Annotated in this window: 19 protein-coding genes; 7 read left to right on the top strand and 12 right to left on the bottom strand. The window is 68.0% G+C overall.

Annotation, left to right across the window (positions count from 1 at the left end):
* The first annotated feature begins 87 nt into the window (after positions 1-87).
* The 3 genes from F3087_RS25650 to yidC all read left to right on the top strand — a co-directional run bounded on the left by F3087_RS25650 (position 88) and on the right by yidC (position 2,418).
* The gene (locus F3087_RS25650; protein ID WP_223885329.1) at positions 88-879 is read left to right on the top strand and encodes a helix-turn-helix domain-containing protein; all 792 of its coding nucleotides are present in this window, start codon (positions 88-90) and stop codon (positions 877-879) included.
* An 84-nt stretch (positions 880-963) separates the two neighbouring features.
* Positions 964-1,263 carry a DUF6412 domain-containing protein gene (locus F3087_RS25645; protein WP_150404580.1) on the top strand — a complete coding sequence of 100 codons (300 nt, stop codon included), beginning with the start codon at positions 964-966 and terminating at the stop codon, positions 1,261-1,263.
* A gap of 96 nt (positions 1,264-1,359) precedes the next feature.
* Positions 1,360-2,418 (top strand): membrane protein insertase YidC, encoded by a 1,059-nt coding sequence (gene yidC / locus F3087_RS25640; protein ID WP_150404579.1) that lies wholly within the window; start codon positions 1,360-1,362, stop codon positions 2,416-2,418.
* Positions 2,419-2,470: 52 nt separating this feature from the next.
* Here yidC and F3087_RS25635 read toward each other — a convergent pair whose 3' ends face one another.
* Positions 2,471-2,701, bottom strand: coding sequence for a hypothetical protein (locus tag F3087_RS25635; protein WP_150404578.1), 231 nt, complete (start codon positions 2,699-2,701; stop codon positions 2,471-2,473).
* 704 nt (positions 2,702-3,405) lie between these two features.
* Here F3087_RS25635 and F3087_RS25630 point away from each other — a divergent pair.
* Positions 3,406-3,810, top strand: a complete 405-nt coding sequence (locus F3087_RS25630) for a hypothetical protein (protein WP_223885328.1) — start codon at positions 3,406-3,408, stop codon at positions 3,808-3,810.
* Positions 3,811-3,850: 40 nt separating this feature from the next.
* Here F3087_RS25630 and F3087_RS25625 read toward each other — a convergent pair whose 3' ends face one another.
* A complete protein-coding gene (locus F3087_RS25625; RefSeq protein WP_150404577.1) occupies positions 3,851-4,234 on the bottom strand; it encodes a nitroreductase family deazaflavin-dependent oxidoreductase in 384 nt (127 codons plus the stop codon).
* 91 nt (positions 4,235-4,325) lie between these two features.
* On the opposite strand from F3087_RS25625, the gene F3087_RS25620 reads away from it, so the two are divergent.
* Positions 4,326-4,832 (top strand): NUDIX hydrolase, encoded by a 507-nt coding sequence (locus tag F3087_RS25620; RefSeq protein WP_150404849.1) that lies wholly within the window; start codon positions 4,326-4,328, stop codon positions 4,830-4,832.
* Positions 4,833-4,976: 144 nt separating this feature from the next.
* Here F3087_RS25620 and F3087_RS25615 read toward each other — a convergent pair whose 3' ends face one another.
* On the bottom strand, positions 4,977-5,657 hold the full coding sequence (locus F3087_RS25615) for a TIGR00266 family protein (protein ID WP_150404576.1): 681 nt from the start codon (positions 5,655-5,657) through the stop codon (positions 4,977-4,979).
* A gap of 62 nt (positions 5,658-5,719) precedes the next feature.
* Positions 5,720-6,088 carry an arsenate reductase family protein gene (locus F3087_RS25610; protein WP_150404575.1) on the bottom strand — a complete coding sequence of 123 codons (369 nt, stop codon included), beginning with the start codon at positions 6,086-6,088 and terminating at the stop codon, positions 5,720-5,722.
* Positions 6,089-6,179: 91 nt separating this feature from the next.
* Here F3087_RS25610 and F3087_RS25605 point away from each other — a divergent pair, with 91 nt between their 5' ends.
* Complete coding sequence (locus tag F3087_RS25605) at positions 6,180-7,661, top strand: bifunctional phosphatase PAP2/diacylglycerol kinase family protein (protein WP_150404574.1); 1,482 nt, start codon at positions 6,180-6,182, stop codon at positions 7,659-7,661.
* A 53-nt stretch (positions 7,662-7,714) separates the two neighbouring features.
* Here F3087_RS25605 and F3087_RS25600 read toward each other — a convergent pair whose 3' ends face one another.
* Genes F3087_RS25600 through F3087_RS25585 form a run of 4 tightly spaced genes read right to left on the bottom strand, consistent with a single transcriptional unit; the run spans position 7,715 to position 11,839 of the window.
* The gene (locus F3087_RS25600) at positions 7,715-9,022 is read right to left on the bottom strand and encodes an aspartate aminotransferase family protein (protein ID WP_150404848.1); all 1,308 of its coding nucleotides are present in this window, start codon (positions 9,020-9,022) and stop codon (positions 7,715-7,717) included.
* 2 nt (positions 9,023-9,024) lie between these two features.
* Entirely contained in the window at positions 9,025-10,167 is a 1,143-nt protein-coding gene (locus F3087_RS25595; protein WP_150404573.1) for an ABC transporter substrate-binding protein, read from the bottom strand.
* Positions 10,164-10,949, bottom strand: coding sequence for an ABC transporter permease (locus F3087_RS25590; RefSeq protein ID WP_191094132.1), 786 nt, complete (start codon positions 10,947-10,949; stop codon positions 10,164-10,166). The genes F3087_RS25595 and F3087_RS25590 overlap by 4 nt, the downstream gene beginning before the upstream one ends.
* Positions 10,949-11,839 (bottom strand): ABC transporter ATP-binding protein, encoded by an 891-nt coding sequence (locus tag F3087_RS25585; protein ID WP_150404572.1) that lies wholly within the window; start codon positions 11,837-11,839, stop codon positions 10,949-10,951. Before F3087_RS25585 ends, F3087_RS25590 begins: the two co-directional genes overlap by 1 nt.
* A 257-nt stretch (positions 11,840-12,096) precedes the next feature.
* On the opposite strand from F3087_RS25585, the gene F3087_RS25580 reads away from it, so the two are divergent.
* Entirely contained in the window at positions 12,097-12,288 is a 192-nt protein-coding gene (locus tag F3087_RS25580) for a hypothetical protein (protein ID WP_150404571.1), read from the top strand.
* Positions 12,289-12,403: 115 nt separating this feature from the next.
* Here F3087_RS25580 and F3087_RS25575 read toward each other — a convergent pair whose 3' ends face one another.
* Genes F3087_RS25575 through hydA form a run of 4 tightly spaced genes read right to left on the bottom strand, consistent with a single transcriptional unit; the run spans position 12,404 to position 16,058 of the window.
* Entirely contained in the window at positions 12,404-13,285 is an 882-nt protein-coding gene (locus tag F3087_RS25575; protein WP_150404570.1) for an ABC transporter permease, read from the bottom strand.
* Entirely contained in the window at positions 13,282-13,563 is a 282-nt protein-coding gene (locus tag F3087_RS25570; protein WP_150404569.1) for a hypothetical protein, read from the bottom strand. Before F3087_RS25570 ends, F3087_RS25575 begins: the two co-directional genes overlap by 4 nt.
* Positions 13,563-14,597 carry a TIGR03842 family LLM class F420-dependent oxidoreductase gene (locus tag F3087_RS25565; RefSeq protein ID WP_150404568.1) on the bottom strand — a complete coding sequence of 345 codons (1,035 nt, stop codon included), beginning with the start codon at positions 14,595-14,597 and terminating at the stop codon, positions 13,563-13,565. Before F3087_RS25565 ends, F3087_RS25570 begins: the two co-directional genes overlap by 1 nt.
* A gap of 39 nt (positions 14,598-14,636) precedes the next feature.
* Complete coding sequence (gene hydA / locus F3087_RS25560; RefSeq protein ID WP_150404567.1) at positions 14,637-16,058, bottom strand: dihydropyrimidinase; 1,422 nt, start codon at positions 16,056-16,058, stop codon at positions 14,637-14,639.
* Between the last annotated feature and the right edge of the window lie 12 nt (positions 16,059-16,070).

Genomic DNA, 16,070 nt, shown 5'->3' with positions numbered 1-16,070 from the left:
ACAAACTACGACGGCCGACGAGCCGAACCCGATAGTCTCAGCACAGGATCCAGCGAGGGATTCCCTCGTGAAAGCCGGGAGCGTCCGATGATGAAGGCTCTGGTCAGCAACGACTTCTCGACGTCATCGGACGCCGATGCCACCGACACGGCACAGTGGCAGGGCACTGCGCTACTCCGGCCCGGCATTCTGGCGTTCGAGGGCGAAATCCTACCGACGGAACTACACGCCCATCACGCCGTGCAGATCATGGCCGCCTGTACCCCCATCTCCGTGGTGGACGGCAGCGGCGTGCGCCAGCAGGGCACGCACATCATCATTCCCACCGACGCGCCGCACCGGGTCTGCGGCGGGGCCAGGCACGGTGTCGCGATCTATCTCGATCCGGAGACCATCGCCGGTGCGGCCGCCGACCGGCGGTCACACCTGCACGGCTGGGTGCAGGCACTGAACGTCGATCCCGCGCACGGCAGGCTGGCCGGGCACGTGGCCGACGTGCTCGCGGATCTGCTGCGGGACAACGCGACCGTCGGCCTCGACGACCGGCACGGCGTGGTGACCGCGGCCTTGCAGCTGCTGCCCGACATGGTCAAGGACGGGTCGGTCCGCGGCTCCGATGTGGCGCGGCAGCTGGGGATCTCGGCGACCCGGCTGACCCATCTGTTCACCGAACAGGTCGGGATCCCGTTGCGCCGCTACATCCTCTGGCTGCGCCTCTACATCGCGATGAACGGCGTCATGGCCGGTGACGACGTCGACACCGCGTCCGACTCGGCCGGTTTCGCGGACAGCTCGCACCTGACCCGGACGTGCCGGCGCACGTTCGGGCTGCCGCCGTCGATGATGAGCCGCGACGTGGACTGGGACATCAGCCTCTGAGCTGAACTCCTCGACTGCCCCGTCGTTCCGGTATCCGCCGGGACGGCGGGGCATTGTCGCGCCCGGAGCCAGTATGCTCGGAGGATGATCTCGCGGGCTCAGCTGATGGCGTATGCGGTTGTCGCATTCGTGCTGCCCGCGCTCGTGCTCTTCGCGATACCGGCGGGTGAGCCCGGCTCGGTGGCCGTGGTCGGTGTGGTCGCGGCGTCGCTGTTCGTCGCGCTGGCCACCCTGCACACCACCGCCGCGCTGCCGCTGGTCCAGGTCGGTTCCGGCCCGCCACCGTCCGCGCAGCGACGCCGGCGTGGTTCTTTCCTGCGCCAGAGCAATCCGGACACTCCCGGGCGTCCGCGCCCACGAGCACCAGGGTTCCCGACCGCCTGACGACAGTCTCCGCACCTGCTGCGGGGCGTCGTCGGCGTTGTCGTCAACCCCTTCCGTTCTCGTGCGCGTACGCACGCCCACAGTCAGGTGCTGTCCATGCTCGACTTCGTCTATTACCCCGTGTCCGCCATTCTCTGGGTCTGGCACTACCTCTTCGCCGCCGCCTTCGGGCCCGCCAGCGGTCTCGCCTGGGTGCTTTCGGTGATATTTCTCGTACTCACACTCCGCGCCGTCCTGTTTGTACCTTTCTTGAAACAAGCGCGCACCCAAGCAATTGTCAAAAAATTGCAACCCGATGTTTCCAGACTGAAACAAAAATACAAAAATGATCGCGCGCTGCAAGCGAAGGAAATGCAGAAGCTGTACAAAGAGAACGGCATCAATAGCTTCGCGACACTGATTCCGATGATCGGTCAGGTTTTCGTATTCATCGGCCTGTTCCACGTACTGCGCTCGTTCGACCGCACCGCGGGCCTCAGCCATCTGCCCTTCCAGGCCACCCCGACCCCGATGACGCCGGAGCAGAACGCCGCGACGCCCAACTACGTGTTCAGCGCCACCGACGTGCAGTCCTTCCTGCACGCGAAGCTGTTCGGCGCCCCGCTCTCGGCCATCCTCGGCGGTGCGGGCGATCTCCTGGCAACGGTCGCCGTCGTGGCCGTCCCGCTGATGCTGATCGCCGCTGTCGCAACGCATTTCACCGCGCGGGCGTCGCTGAACCGGCAGCAAACCACCCAGATTCCGCTGATGCGTCCGCTGAGCCTGTGGGCCTTCCCGGCGTTCGCGCTGATCGGTGGCGCGCTGGTGCCGGTGGCGATCCTGCTTTACTTCGTCACGAACAACGCGTGGACATTGGCCCAACAACACTTCGTGTACCACCGCCTCGATGCGGAGGCCGCGGCCGAGGCAGCGCGGGTCGCGGCGGCCCGCGCGGAGTCCGCGCCCAAGCCGGGCGCGAAGCCCAACCGCGCACCGTCGACCCCCAAGCCGGGTGCCAAACCGGTCCGCGCGCAGTCCGCTGCCAAGCCGGCCCATGCGCAGTCGACGACCGAGGCAAAACCCGTCCGCACCCAGTCGGCGCGGAAACCCAGGGCGAAGTCGGTGCACGCGGGCTCGGCCCCGAAACCCGGCGCGAAGGCGTCCCGTCGCCGATGAGGTACTGAGTCGCGCCCGGGGCGGAACCCAGCGGTTCCGCCCCGGCCATCAGCTACCGAAAGGTGATGACAGCCTTCTTGTTCGGACCATCCGGCAGGCACTGCGCGGTGACAGCACCCTTACGCCGCGCATCATCGGTGAGCTTCAAGCACTCGCTCATCGACAGCCCGGGATAGACCCTGGGCTGCGGCGCGTCAGCCACCGCCGAACCCGCCCCGCCCAGCATCGCGAGCCCGCTCGCCGCCAGCACCACGAACCCCATTGCCACAGTCTTCGTCACCATGATTCCCTCCCGTTTTCCCACGCGCGTCTCCCCCGTTCGGCCGGAGCAGCGTTTCCCTCGCAAGATCATCGCCGAACTGTATCGCGAGGCACCGACAGCATTGCCCGACAAGAAGATTCGACGCCGAGCGACAATCTGCCGACCGATCACAGCGCGTGGGTCGTGGTCGGCGAACGAGTGAGAACAGGCACATGTCCCACAGAAACAAGGGAGCCCCAGGTCGCTTGCGAGCAGAGGCGGCCTGGGGCGTTCGTCGTTAACGATATCATCTAGCGCCGTGACCGCCGCTGTGTCTACCTCCACACAAGCCAACCTCGTCGCACTCCTCACCGACGAGCGTATGGCTCCCTACCTGCGCGAGTGCGGGGGCGACACCGACCTAGCCCTTCAGCTCTACGCGTGGAACGCAGCGATCACAGCGGGCTCCCGTCCGTCACCGGCGGATCCCACGAAGCGATCAGCAATGCCATCGAAGCCACCCGCACACGACTGCGCGGAGTCAGCCCCAACCGCGATTCCCGCGACCAGATCATCGCGGGAGTCTCCTTCGGGTTCTGGACGGGGCTGGCGGAAGAACGTCACCGCCAAGCTGGAGCGGCTTCGGCCGTTTCGGAATCGACTCGCCCACCACGATTCCCTACTCTCCCAAGACATCCTGTTCCAACTGGAGGAGATGCTCACTCTCGTTGAATGGATCAGCCCGGATGCCCGGGAGTGGCTCGAGCGCCACGAGAGGGTCAGCCAGCAAGTACATCGCCTTCTACGCGGACAAAGAGATCAAGCCGGCGGTCGCGCGCATCCTCCATCACCGCGACAACGTCGAATGGAGCAGCGCCGAGGCAACGCGTTTGTCCGGCCTGACCGGCGACTCGCACCGGAACGATCGAAAGATCGGCGCTGCGATCAACGCCAGCCTTGCCTCACCGACCTGGTCCGATGGCCGGTACCAAGTCTTCATTCTCAGTTCGACCGGGCACCCTGGCCACATCGAACTCAAGGCCGCGATACCGCATTTGCCATGCGGCCGAGGACGAGCGTTCGTCCAACGACACCGCTACGTTTCGCATCATGCACTCCAGTCGGCGAAAGACACGTCGAGCTTGAGGTGACTTCCAGGCGCCACCGACGCAATTGATCTGCGGCGAACCGCTATTCGTCCGCGGGCCGGGCTTCGACGTAGTACTCGGCCGACAACGCCTTCAACCATGGACGGACGGCCGCGGGCGCCCATTGGGCCGAAGGGTCGTGCAGCACAGCCGGATTCGTCAGCTTGATGGTTCGGCCGCGGGTGTGCACTGTGAAATCGTCTGCCGCACTGATGTTTTTGACCCAGTCGACGTTGCGTCCGTAGGTCAGTCCGATACGGTAGACGCCGCCGCGCCGGAACACCGCGACCGGAGTCCGGTACTCGCGACCGGAATTGCGGCCCTTGTGCTGCAAGAGGGCGAACCCGGGGACGCGGCCGGCGAACAGACCCGCCGCGGGATTGGTGGCATGCCGGTTGAATTTCGCCAGTGCGCGGGGAAGCACCATCGGCGCGATCCTCTCTCGAGTCTGCGAGCGAGCCTAACGCTACTCTCGACCGGTGTCAGCGCAGCCGGAACCAGTGCAGCAGAAGTCCGAGATGATCGCCGTCTACGACGCGGCGGGTCAGGCGGTCGGCGCCGCCGATCGGGCCGCGGTCTACCGCGACGGAATGTGGCACGCCAGTGCCGGTGTGCTGCTGCGTTCCGGCGACGGCGAGCGGATCTACGTGCATCGCCGCACCGACACCAAGATGGTCTTCGCCGGCCTGCACGACTGCTTGGCGGGCGGGGTGATCGACCCCGGAGAATCGCCGGAGGACACGGCCGTCCGGGAATTGGCCGAAGAACTCGGCATCACGCTGACCAGCGCTGATGCGCTGCGGCCCGCGGCCGAGGTGGCCTGGGATGGTGAGTGGCAGGGCCGCCCCATGCGCTGCCATCTCTTCGCTTACGAACTGCGCTACGACGGACCGATCCGCCACCAGGTCGAGGAGATCGCCGACGGCTGGTGGTGGACGGACGCGCAATTGCGTGCCCACCTGGCAGACCCGGGTTGGCCGTTCGTGCCGGACACCCGGGTACTCGTCGGCGATCTTCTCACCTGAGCGCTACCCCCGGACGCTCGCCTTACTCAACTACGCGGTCAGGCCGCGCTGCCGCTCCCCAGGGACAGCAGGGTGGTGGCAATGTTGGCAAAAACTTCGAGCAATTCCATGGTTCTCCGTAAGTCGGGTCTATCAATGGGGCGATTACCCGGAGGAGGCTACCGAACTCGCCCACGCAGCGAAAGCGCCAGGATTTCTCGTCTGCAGCAGCACCCGCCCCGGCCCGACGAAGTCGAAAACGAAACCCTCGCCGGACTTCAGCGACTGGATCGACCGCCCGACCACCGCGCGCCGGATGGTGAAGTTCATCGCCAGGTCGTAGGCCACCACGTGCCCGGTGTCGATGGTGATCGGCTCCCCCGGCTGCAGATCGATGACGTCGATCGCGCCGAACACCCCGACGACGATCTCGCCCTCGCCGTGCGCGCGCAGACCGAAGCCGCCCTCGCCGCCGAACAGGTTCGCGAACCCGCCCCACTTGCTTTCCACCTGCACGCCATGGGAATTCGCGATCCAGCCGCCGCGGCTGATGAAGAACGGGCGGTCCTGGGTGATCTGCAAGTTCAGCATGTCGCCGGGCAGCGCGGGCGCGACGTCGACCCAGCCGCCCTGCTGCGGCGCGGTGAATGTCGAGACGAAGAACGATTCGCCGGCCAGCACCGAGCGCTTCAGCCCGGCCAGGATGCCGCCTTCGGCCTTGGCCGCCAACGTGACTCCCGCCGAATGGGCGACCATGGCGCCACTTTCGACCCGCATCGGCTCGCCGCCGGCGAGGAAGCACCGCGCGATGGTGGACGCCGGGTTGTGGCGCAGTTGTACCTTCATAAAAGCCGACCCTACCGCCTGATTCGCGGCGGCAGGGACACCACTGTCGGGGTACTGACGGGTTATTCGAGCGACCGCAACGCGGCGTCGTCGCGCGCCACGACCGCGCCACCGTCCGCGGTCAGCACGATCGGCCGCTGGATCAGCCGGGGATGCTCGGCCAGCGCCGCGATCCACCGGTCCCGATCGGCGGGCGTGCGCCCCCACTTCGACATCCCGAGGTCCTTGGCGATCTGCTCGCCGGTGCGGGTGATGTCCCACGGCCCGGCGTCCAGGCGCCGCAAGACATCCCGCAGTTCGTCGGCGGTCGGCGGCGCGTCGAGATAGCGCCGCACCGAGTACTCGACGCCGGCCTCGTCCAGGAACTTGGTGGCAGTGCGGCTCTTCGAGCACTGCGGGTTGTGCCAGATCTCCGTCGGCCCAGATGTCATGCGAGCAGCGTACCGAGCGGCATTCACGCCACGGCCGACAAAGGAGCCGCGACACCGTTTGATTGTCCGTCCGCTGGATAAGCTCGATTCGATGCGTAAACGACTCCGTACGATCAACGCCTTCGACCGCCGCCTGGTGCAGCGCACCGCGCGCCTGCGGCCGTCGCCCGCCGACCAGCTCCTGCGCTCACTCAGCATGAGCGCCAACCACAGTCGCCTCTGGATGGGCATCGCCGCCGTCCTGTTCGTGGCCGGCGGCCGGGCCCAGCGGCGCGGCGCGGTGCGCGGTCTCGCGGCGGTGAGCCTGGCCAGCGGCGTCGCGAACGGCGTCGCCAAGCCGCTGTTCCCGCGCCGGCGTCCGCCGGTGGAGGCGGTGCCGCTGCTGCGGCGGCTGGTCAAACCGCCGGTGTCGTCGTCGTTCCCGTCCGGCCATGCGGCCTCGGCGGCGGCGTTCACCACCGCGGTAGCGCTGGAGTCGCCCGGCACGGCCGCGGTGATCGCGCCGCTCGCGGTCGCGGTGGCCTATTCGCGGGTGCATATCGGCGTGCACTGGCCCTCCGACGTGGTGGTCGGGGCGGCGCTCGGTTCCGGGGTCGCGCTGGCGACCAGGCGGTGGTGGGCGGTGCGCGACGACGAGCCCGCCACGCTGGGTCCGGCGAAGCGGACCGAGCCGCTGCCCGAGGGGCGCGGGCTGCTGTTCGTGGTCAACCCGTCCTCGGGCACCGACGACGGCGGTGAGCTGGCCGATCTGCTGCGCGGCCGGTTGCCCGCGGCGCAGATCCTCGAACTCGAAGGTGATATCGACCTGGTCGCCGAGATCGATGCGCGGGTGCAGAGTGACGAGGTCGCCGCGCTCGGCGTGCTCGGCGGCGACGGGACGGTGTCGACGGTCGCGGAAGCCGCTGTGCGCCAAAACCTTCCGCTGGCGGTGTTCGCCGGCGGGACGCTCAACCACTTCGCCCGCGACATCGGCGTGGAGGACCCCGTCACCACCCTGGCCGCCCTCGATTCGGGCCAGCTCGTGCTCATCGACACCGCCCGGGTCCGCTTGGACGATGCCGAGGAACGCACCTTCATCAACACCGCCAGCCTCGGCGGCTACCCCGACTTCGTCCGCCTGCGCGAGCGCTGGGAACGCCGGATCGGCAAGTGGCCCGCGGCCGGAATCGCCATGCTGTGCGTGCTGTTCCGCGCGCAACCGCTGCACGCCACGCTCGACGGCAAGCACAGCGCCCTCTGGATGCTGTTCCTCGGCAACGGCGCGTACCACCCCGCCGACCAGATCCCGATGTCGCGTCCGCGCATACACGACGGCACCCTGGACGTCCGCTATCTCCGCGCGGACCTTCGCTTCTCCCGCCTCCGGTTGATCTTCGCCACCTTCACCGGAACGCTGAACCGCTCGGACACATACGTGCATCAGCGCGTCGGACGCCTGGACGTTCAGGTCGACGGCGATCCGGTCTCGCTGGCCACCGACGGCGAGGTCAACCACAAGGCCAAGCGACTGTACTTCGCCAGTCAACCCGCCGCGCTGGCCGTGTTCCGCGAACTCGACGCCGACGACGAGTGACCCCACGCCGAGGCCCCGCGAGACGATCGATCGCGGGGCCTCCTCGCGGCCGGTCAGGCCACGTACTCGTCGGCGACCTCCAGCACCTCGTCGACGATCTCCAGACCGATCCGCAAGTCGTCGGCCGACGTGGTGAGCGGCGGCGCGATCTGTAAACGGTTGCCGGCGGTGAACGGCCACAGCCCACGGGCCTTCGCGGCGGCGGTCACCTTCGCCATCGGCTCGGCGGCCGCACCGGCGGCGGCGAACGGGATCAGCGGTTCCCTGGTCCGCGGGTCCCGCACCAGATCGAGGGCCCAGAAGAAGCCGAGCCCGCGCGCCTCGCCGACGCTCGGATGCCGGGTTGCCAACTCCTGCAAGCCTTTTCCGAGCACATCGGCGCCCACCGAGCGCACGTGCTCGAGGATCCCGTCCCGCTCGTAGATGCCGATCGAGGCGACGCCCGCCGCACAGGCCAGCGGATGGCCCGCGTAGGTGAGGCCGCCGGGATAGACGGTGTGGTCGTAGCGCTGCGCGATCCGTTCGGCGATCAGCACGCCGCCGAGCGGAACATAGCCCGAATTAACGCCTTTGGCGAAGGCGATGAGATCCGGCGCGACGTCGAACGCCTGCACCGCGAACCACTCCCCGACCCGGCCGAAGCCGACCATCACCTCGTCGGCGATGTAGACGATGCCGAATTCGTCGCAGAGCGCCCGCACCCCGGCCAGATAGCCCGGCGGCGGAATCAGCACGCCGTTGGTCCCGACGACCGTCTCCAGGATCAGCCCGGCGATGTTCTGCGGACCCTCCAGTTCGATCACCTGCCGCAGATGGGTCAGCGCGGCCGCCGTCTCCTCCTCGGGAGTGCTTGTCCCCCAAGGTGATCGGTACGGGTACGGCCCGAAGAACCGCACCACGTCGACGTTGGTCGGCTCCGCGCCCCAGCGGCGCGGTTCCCCGGTCAGCCCGATCGCCACGCCGGTGCCGCCGTGATAGGAGCGGTAGGCGGAGAGCATCTTGGTGCGGCCGGTGAAGCTACGGGCCAGCCGCACCGCGTGTTCCACCGCTTCCGCGCCGCCGGTGGTGAACAGGACCCGGTTCAGCTCGCCCGGCGCGCGTTCGACGATCAACCCGGCCAGCTCGCTGCGCGCCGCGTTGCCGACGGTCGGCGAGATGGTGGTGAGCAGCTGGGCCTGCGCGATGATCGCCGCGATCATGTCCGGATGCTGGTGGCCGATATTGACATTCACCAGCTGCGAGGAGAAGTCGAGATAGCGGTTGCCGTTGTCGTCCCAGAAGTAGGAGCCGGACGAGCCGGCGATGGTCGGCGGATTCAGTTCGGCCTGCGCGGCCCACGGATAGAAGACGTGATCGGTCAAATTCACTTACCCCCTTCGGTGAGCGTGACCTGCTTCGGGGCGTAGCCCGCGCCGGTCACATCGACGCCGGCCGCCATCAGCTGCTCCAGCGCCTTCATCACGTAGTCGCTCGAGTAGGCGCTCGCATCGGGGTCCTTCTTCAAAACCGTTGCGCCCTCTTGGTTCTTGGTGTCCTTGGCGATCTTCACGGTCCGGGACCAGGCCGTGCTGTCGACCATGCCGATGCCCGCAGGCGACGGCCAGATCAGCTTGTTCACCTCGTTGATCTGCCACTGCTGATGGGACGCGCCGAGTGTGCTGCCCGCGGCGACGGTGATGTCTCGGCACTTGTCCACGTTGTCCCGGCAGAAGATCCAGCCCTTGAGCGAGGCGGCGATGAACTTCACCGTCTGCTCTTGATATTTGGTGTCCTTCAGCTTCTCGGTGTTGGCCCAGATCGCGTCCTGGAGCATCGCGACGCCCTCGGCGTTCCAGTCGATGGTCGCGAAATCGTCTGCCGTGTACAGCTTTCCGGTGGCCGGGTTCTTGGTCTCCAGCAGCTGCGCGTACTCGTTGTAGGACATGGCCTGCGCGGCGGCGATATCCTTGCCCAGGAAGGCGTTCATGTCGAACTGCTGCTGCACCAGCTTGACGTCCTTGGCCGGGTCGATGCCCGCCTTGGTCATGCCGGCGAACAGCTCGAATTCGTTGCCGTAGCCCCAGTTTCCGACCGTCTTGCCGCGCAGCGCGGCCGCGTCGGGGATGTTCTCGGACTTGAACGAGACCTGCTTGGTGCCGGAACGCTGGAAGATCTGCGCCACATCGGTGATGCCCGCGCCCGCCTCGCGGGAGGCCAGCGCCTTCGGCACCCAGGCGATGGCGTAGTCGGCCTGGCCCTGGGCGAGCACGGTCTGCGGGACGATATCCGTTCCGCCGTCGAGGATTTCGACGGACAGGCCCTGTTCCTTGTAGAAACCCTGGTCGACCGCGGCCAGGTAGCCCGCGAACTGTCCCTGTTTGAACCATTGCAGCTGCAACTTGACCTTGGTGAGCCCGTCGGCGGTGGTGGTGGACCCGCCGTCGGTGGTGCTGCAACCGGTCAGCGCGGCCGCGGCCAGCGCGGCGAGCGCCAAACAGGCACGGAATCGCTTGGGGGACTTCATCATCTAGCTCTCCAGAGGGTGGTGCGGGGTCTACGGGTGAGTTGTTCGAGGAGTAGGACGGCGGCGAGGAACAGCAGGCCGACGAGCACGGCGCCCGCCACGTAGGCCCAGGCTCTCGGGTAGGCGGTGTTGGCGGCGGCGGAGGTGATGCGGCTGCCCAGACCGTTCTGCAATCCGCCGAAATATTCGGCGATAATAGCGGCGATCACCGCGCCGGGCGCGGCGATGCGCAGGCCGGTGAACAGGTACGGCAGCGCCGCGGGCAGCCGGACGGTGCGGGTTATCTGCCAGCCGCCCGCCGCGTACGACGTCATCAGGTCCGTGTGGACCTGCGGGACCTGGCGCAGGCCGCGCGCGGTGCTGACGAACATCGGGAAGAACACGACGATGGTGACGACCATCCGGCGCGGCGTGTCGGTGGTGGTCGAGTACATCGAATTCAGCAGGGGCGCAAGGGCAACGATCGGCACCGCGGCCGCGGCGGCGGACAGCGGCGTCAGCAGTCCCTCGACCAGCTGGAACCGCACGGCCAGCATCGCCGCGACGATGCCGAGCACCGCGCCGACCAGCAGGCCGATCAGCGCATTGGTTCCGGTGGCGGTCGCGGCGTCGGCGATGCGACCGAAGTTCCCGGTGAACTCGCTCGCGATCGCGGTGGGCGCGGGCAGCAGGAACGAGGGCACCCCGGCGACGACGGTGAGCACCTGCCACAGCGCCAGCCCGCCGACGCCGAACAGCACCGGCGGCAACACCGTTCGCCAGGGCAGCACCGATTTCCAGGACATCACACCTCCCGCCCGGCGAGCGGGTCGCCGTGACCGCCGCGCAGCGCCTCGCGCACCGCGGCCACCGCCTCGAAGAACTCCGGACTGGACCGCACGTCGTCGCCGGCCTCCGCCGCGTCGCGCCTGCCCCAGCCGCCGGTCGGCACGATCTCGGTGATCCGCCCCGGTCGCGGCGACATGACGACCACCCGGTCGGACAGGAACACCGCCTCCGGGATCGAGTGCGTCACGAAGACCACCGCGGCCTCGGTCTCCCCCGCGATGCGCAGCAGCTCACCCTGCATCCGTTCACGGGTCATCTCGTCGAGCGCGCCGAACGGTTCGTCCATCAGCAACAGCGACGGCTTCGGGGCCAGCGCGCGCACGATCGCCACCCGCTGCTGCATGCCGCCGGACAGTTCGGCGGGATAGCGCTTGGCGAAGTCGGTCAGCCCGGCCATCTCCAGCAGTTCCGCGCTGCGCGCGCGGCGTTCGCTCTTCGATACCTTGTGCAGTTCCAGGGGCAGTTCGACATTCGCCTGCACCGTGCGCCAGTCCAGCAGTCCGGACTGCTGGAAGGCGATGCCGTAGTCCTGGTCGATCCGCGCGCGGCGGGCGGTCTTGCCGTGCACCGTGACGGTGCCGCCGGTCGGCTGCTCGAGGTCGGCGATGATGCGCAGCAGGGTCGACTTGCCGCAGCCGGAAGGGCCGATCAGCGAGACGAATTCGCCCGCGGCGACGGTCAGCGAGACCTCCGACAGCGCGGTCACCGAACCGGCGGCGTAGATCTTGCCCACGTCCGCGAGTTCCACCGCGGCGATGCGCTCGGCGAGGTCGGCACCCGACTGCTCGGCCGCCGGATCCGGCGCTGGTGTCGCCGTGGCGACGGCCGGCTGGGCTTTGGCGGTCAACGGATACCTCCTGAAAAGCTGCCCGCCGCATGGGGCGGACGGTTGTAGCGGTGCGCGGATTCGAGGGTCCGGGCGGATACGGTCAGCGGACATCCGCCGAGCAGCGCACCGCGGCAGCTGGGTCGACGGCGACCAGATGGGTGTCCGAGATAGGTACTGCGCGTTGCGGTCTCACGGCAGGATGGGGTGAGCACAGCCGCAGCCCCAGGTGCCGACCTGCGCTCGGCGGCCGCCCGGCGGGGCGGACGGTCATAGCGATGCATCCGTTCGGTGCCGGTAGTCGCGGCGCGGTGGTTCATGAGGTTCCACCCGACGAGCGTGCGGTGCCCGCGGATCGGCGGGTAGCGGCGCAGGGCCGGTTCGGCCTGCCCGGCGGCGGCGGACCCGAACTGCCCGTGGCGATCTCAGGCCGAGACACTGTGCGTACCGCAGTGGCTTCGCACACCTGATGTGCGATCGGCCCGCGCATGCCCATCGGTCTCCCGTGGGAGTCGAGCAGAACCCGCGGGGAGGGACGATCATCGCGATGTGCCGGTCCGGGTTCGACGATCCCGGCATGATTGTTCATCGGGTTCCACCTCGCGAGCGCGACGCGCCCGCGGGCCGGCTGTAGCGACGCAACGCCAGTTCGGCGAGGCCGACGACGGCGGTGACCGCGACGCCGAGCAGGGCGGCGGCGAGCACGGCGGCGTAGAGCCGCGATGCGTCGCCGGTGGCCTGCTGGGCGAAGACGATGATCTGGCGGCCGATTCCACCCGCGGTGCCGGTGGAGATCTCCGCGACCACCGCGCCGATCACCGAGGCGGCGGCGGCCAAGCGCAAGGCGGGCAGGAAGTGCGGGACGGCGGCGGGAAACCGCAAGTGCACCAGCGTTTCCCACCAGATCGCCGAATAGCTGTGCAGCAGTTCGACCGACGCCTTCGACGGCGCCTGCAACCCACGCAGCATGCCGACCGCCACCGGGAAGAATGCCAGATACGACGCGATCACCGCGATACTCATCCACGGCCGCCACGGTTCACCCGCGATCACGATCTTGCCGCCCCACCCGGCCACCAGCGGGGCCAGCGCGATCAGCGGAACCGTTTGCGACACAATGATGTACGGCAGCAGACCGCGTTCGACCCAGCCGAAGCGTTGCATGAGAATCGCCAGAGCGACGCCGACCACGGTGCCGATGAGCAACGCGAGCAAGGCCAGTCCGAAGGTGAACCCCGCTGTCCTGAGCAAGGTTTCACCGACGGTGCCGGAATTGTCCCGCTCGCCGAGCACCGTCACCACCGACCACACGTGTGGCAGCGCCCCATCGCCGGTGCGCGGCAAGATCCGCTGGTCACCGACGCTCACACCGCGTTCCGGGACAGCAAACTTCACCAACTCCCACACCGCAAGCACCAGCCCCAAAACCCCCGCCGCGTAAACCACCCGGCCCGCCCGCGGCCTCATCTCCCCTCCCGCCGCGCGAGACGCGCACCTTTTCTCGAGCCGCGCGCAAAATCGCCCGCAATCCCGTGCGCGGCCGCACGATTCGTGCGCGTCGACTGTCGATGTTCGGGGAGTGCCTGCCGCGCACCTTCTCGCGAGCCGCGCACAAAATCGCCCGCAATCCCGTGCGCAGCCGCACGATTCGTGCGCGTCGACTGTCGGGTAGCGGCTTGGTGCGGGCCGAACTCGATCAGCGCCAAAGCCGTCGCGGCGAGAACTCCCAGGATCAGCGACGTCATCACGCGCCCTCCGTTGCCGTGACCGGATGCGCCAGCCGGGGCAGCACCGATTCGCCGTACGCCTCGAGCGTCGCGGTTTTCGCGTCGTGCTGCAGGTAGACCGCGAACTGGTCCACGCCGAGCTTCTCCAGTTCACGCAGCCGGGTCAGCTGGTCGTCGGGCGTGCCGATCAGGCAGAACCGGTCCACGATGGTGTCGGGGACGAAGTCCGCGTGCGTATTGCCCGCCCGCCCGTGCTGGTTGTAGTCGTAACCCTGCCTGCCCGCGATGTATTCGGTGAGCGCGGCCGGAACATCGCTGCCCGCACCGTATTTCGCGACGATGTCGGCCACGTGGTTGCCGACCATCCCGCCGAACCAGCGGCACTGTTCGCGGGCGTGCGTCAGCGCGGCCGCCGATCCGTCGGTGACGTAAGCCGGTGCGGCGACGCAGATCTTCACCGAGCCGGGGTCACGCCCCGCGCGCTCCGCGGCGGACCGCACCCGCGCGATAGTCCACGCGGTGATGTCCGGATCGGCCAGCTGCAAGATGAACCCGTCGGCGACCTCGCCGGTGAGATCCAGTGCGCGCGGGCCGTATCCGGCCATCCAGACCTCGAGCCGGGACGCGCCGGCCCACGGGAAGCGCACGATGGTGTCCCCGACCCGGGCGCTGCGGCCGTTGCCGAGTTCCCGGATCACCTCGATGGATTCGCGCAGGGTAGCCAGGGTGGTCGGCTTGCCGCCGAGTGTGCGCACCGCCGAGTCGCCGCGGCCGATGCCGCACACGGTGCGGTTGCCGAACATGTCGTTCAGCGTGGCGAAGGTCGACGCGGTCACCGTCCAGTCCCTGGTGGCCGGGTTGGTCACCATCGGGCCGACGACGACCTTCCTGGTGGCGGCCAGGATCTGGCTGTAGATGACGTAGGGCTCCTGCCACAGCAGGTGCGAGTCGAAGGTCCAGACGTGCGAGAACCCGTGGGTCTCGGCCTGTCTGGCCAGTTCGACCACCCTGGAAGCGGGGGGTGTGCATTGCAGCACCACACCGATGTCCATGCGGCACTCTCCGTTTCGAAGTCGGAGACAGCTGGGCTGTCAGATCAGGTTCTGCGACAGTTCACGTTTGACGAACCGGCCGTGCCCGGCGCTGCCGAGATAGTTGCCGTCGTCGATGACGACGCGGCCGCGGGAGAGCACGGTGTCGACGTGGCCGTCGATCTCGAAGCCCTCGTAGGCCGAGTAGTCCATGTTCATGTGATGGGTTTTGCCGAGGCCGATGCTGGTGTGCCCGTTCGGGTCATAGATCACGATGTCCGCGTCGGCGCCCGGACTGATCACGCCCTTGCGCGGGTACATGCCGAACATCCTGGCCGGGGTGGTGCAGCAGACCTCGACCCAGCGTTCGAGCGAGATCTTTCCGCTCTTGACGCCCTGGAACATCAGGTCCATCCGGTGCTCGACGCCGCCGATCCCGTTCGGGATCTTGCTGAAATCGCCGATGCCCATTTCCTTCTGGTCCTTCATGCAGAACGGGCAGTGGTCGGTGCTGACCGTGGTCACGTCGCCGGTGCGCAGGTAGCGCCACAGCTCGTCCTGATGGCCCTCGGCGCGTGAGCGCAGCGGCGTCGAGCAGACCCACTTGGCGCCCTCGAAACCCGGTGCGCCCAGCTGCTCTTCGAGCGAGAGGTACAGATACTGCGGGCAGGTCTCGCCGAAGACGTTCTGGCCGTTGCCCCGTGCGGTGGCGATCTGTTCCAGCGCCTGCTTCGCCGACACGTGCACCACGTAGAGCGGCGCACCGGTCAACTGCGCCAGCATGATCGCGCGGTGGGTGGCCTCCTCCTCCATCTGCCACGGCCGGCTGGTGCCGTGGAAGTAGGGGGCGGTGTCGCCGCGCGCGATGGCCTGCTCGACCAGCACGTCGATGGCGATCCCATTCTCCGCGTGCATCATCAGCAGCGCGCCCAGATCGCCGGCCGACTGCATGGCGCGCAGGATCTGGCCGTCGGTGGAGTAGAAGACGCCAGGGTAGGCCATGAACAGCTTGAAGCTGGTGACGCCCTCGGACACCAATTCGCTCATGCCCTTGAGGGATTCGTCGTTGACCTCGCCGATGATCTGGTGGAAGCCGTAGTCGATCGCGCACTTGCCCGCGGCCTTCTGATGCCAGGCGCCGAGCGTGTCCTGTAACCGCTCCCCCGGCGTCTGCACGACGAAGTCGACGATCGTCGTGGTGCCACCCCACGCGGCGGCGCGGGTGCCGGTCTCGAAGGTATCGGACGCCTCGGTGCCGCCGAACGGCATCTGCATGTGCGTATGTCCGTCCACGCCACCGGGAATCACGTATTTCCCGGTCGCGTCGATGACCACCTCGGCGGTCGCGGTGAGGTCCGCGCCGAGGGCCGTGGAACCGGGTTGCACTACGGCGACGATGGTTTCGCCGTCCACCAGCACATCGAGCAGTTGCGATCCGGTGGCCGAGACCACCGTGCCGCCGTGGATGAAGGTCAGAGTCATGTCGTCGCCGAT

It is taken from the genome of Nocardia colli, assembly GCF_008704205.1.
GTDB classification, from domain to species: domain Bacteria; phylum Actinomycetota; class Actinomycetes; order Mycobacteriales; family Mycobacteriaceae; genus Nocardia; species Nocardia colli.
The sequence above is the reverse complement of the archived record's forward strand: the minus strand, read 5'-3'. Positions and strand labels throughout refer to the sequence as shown.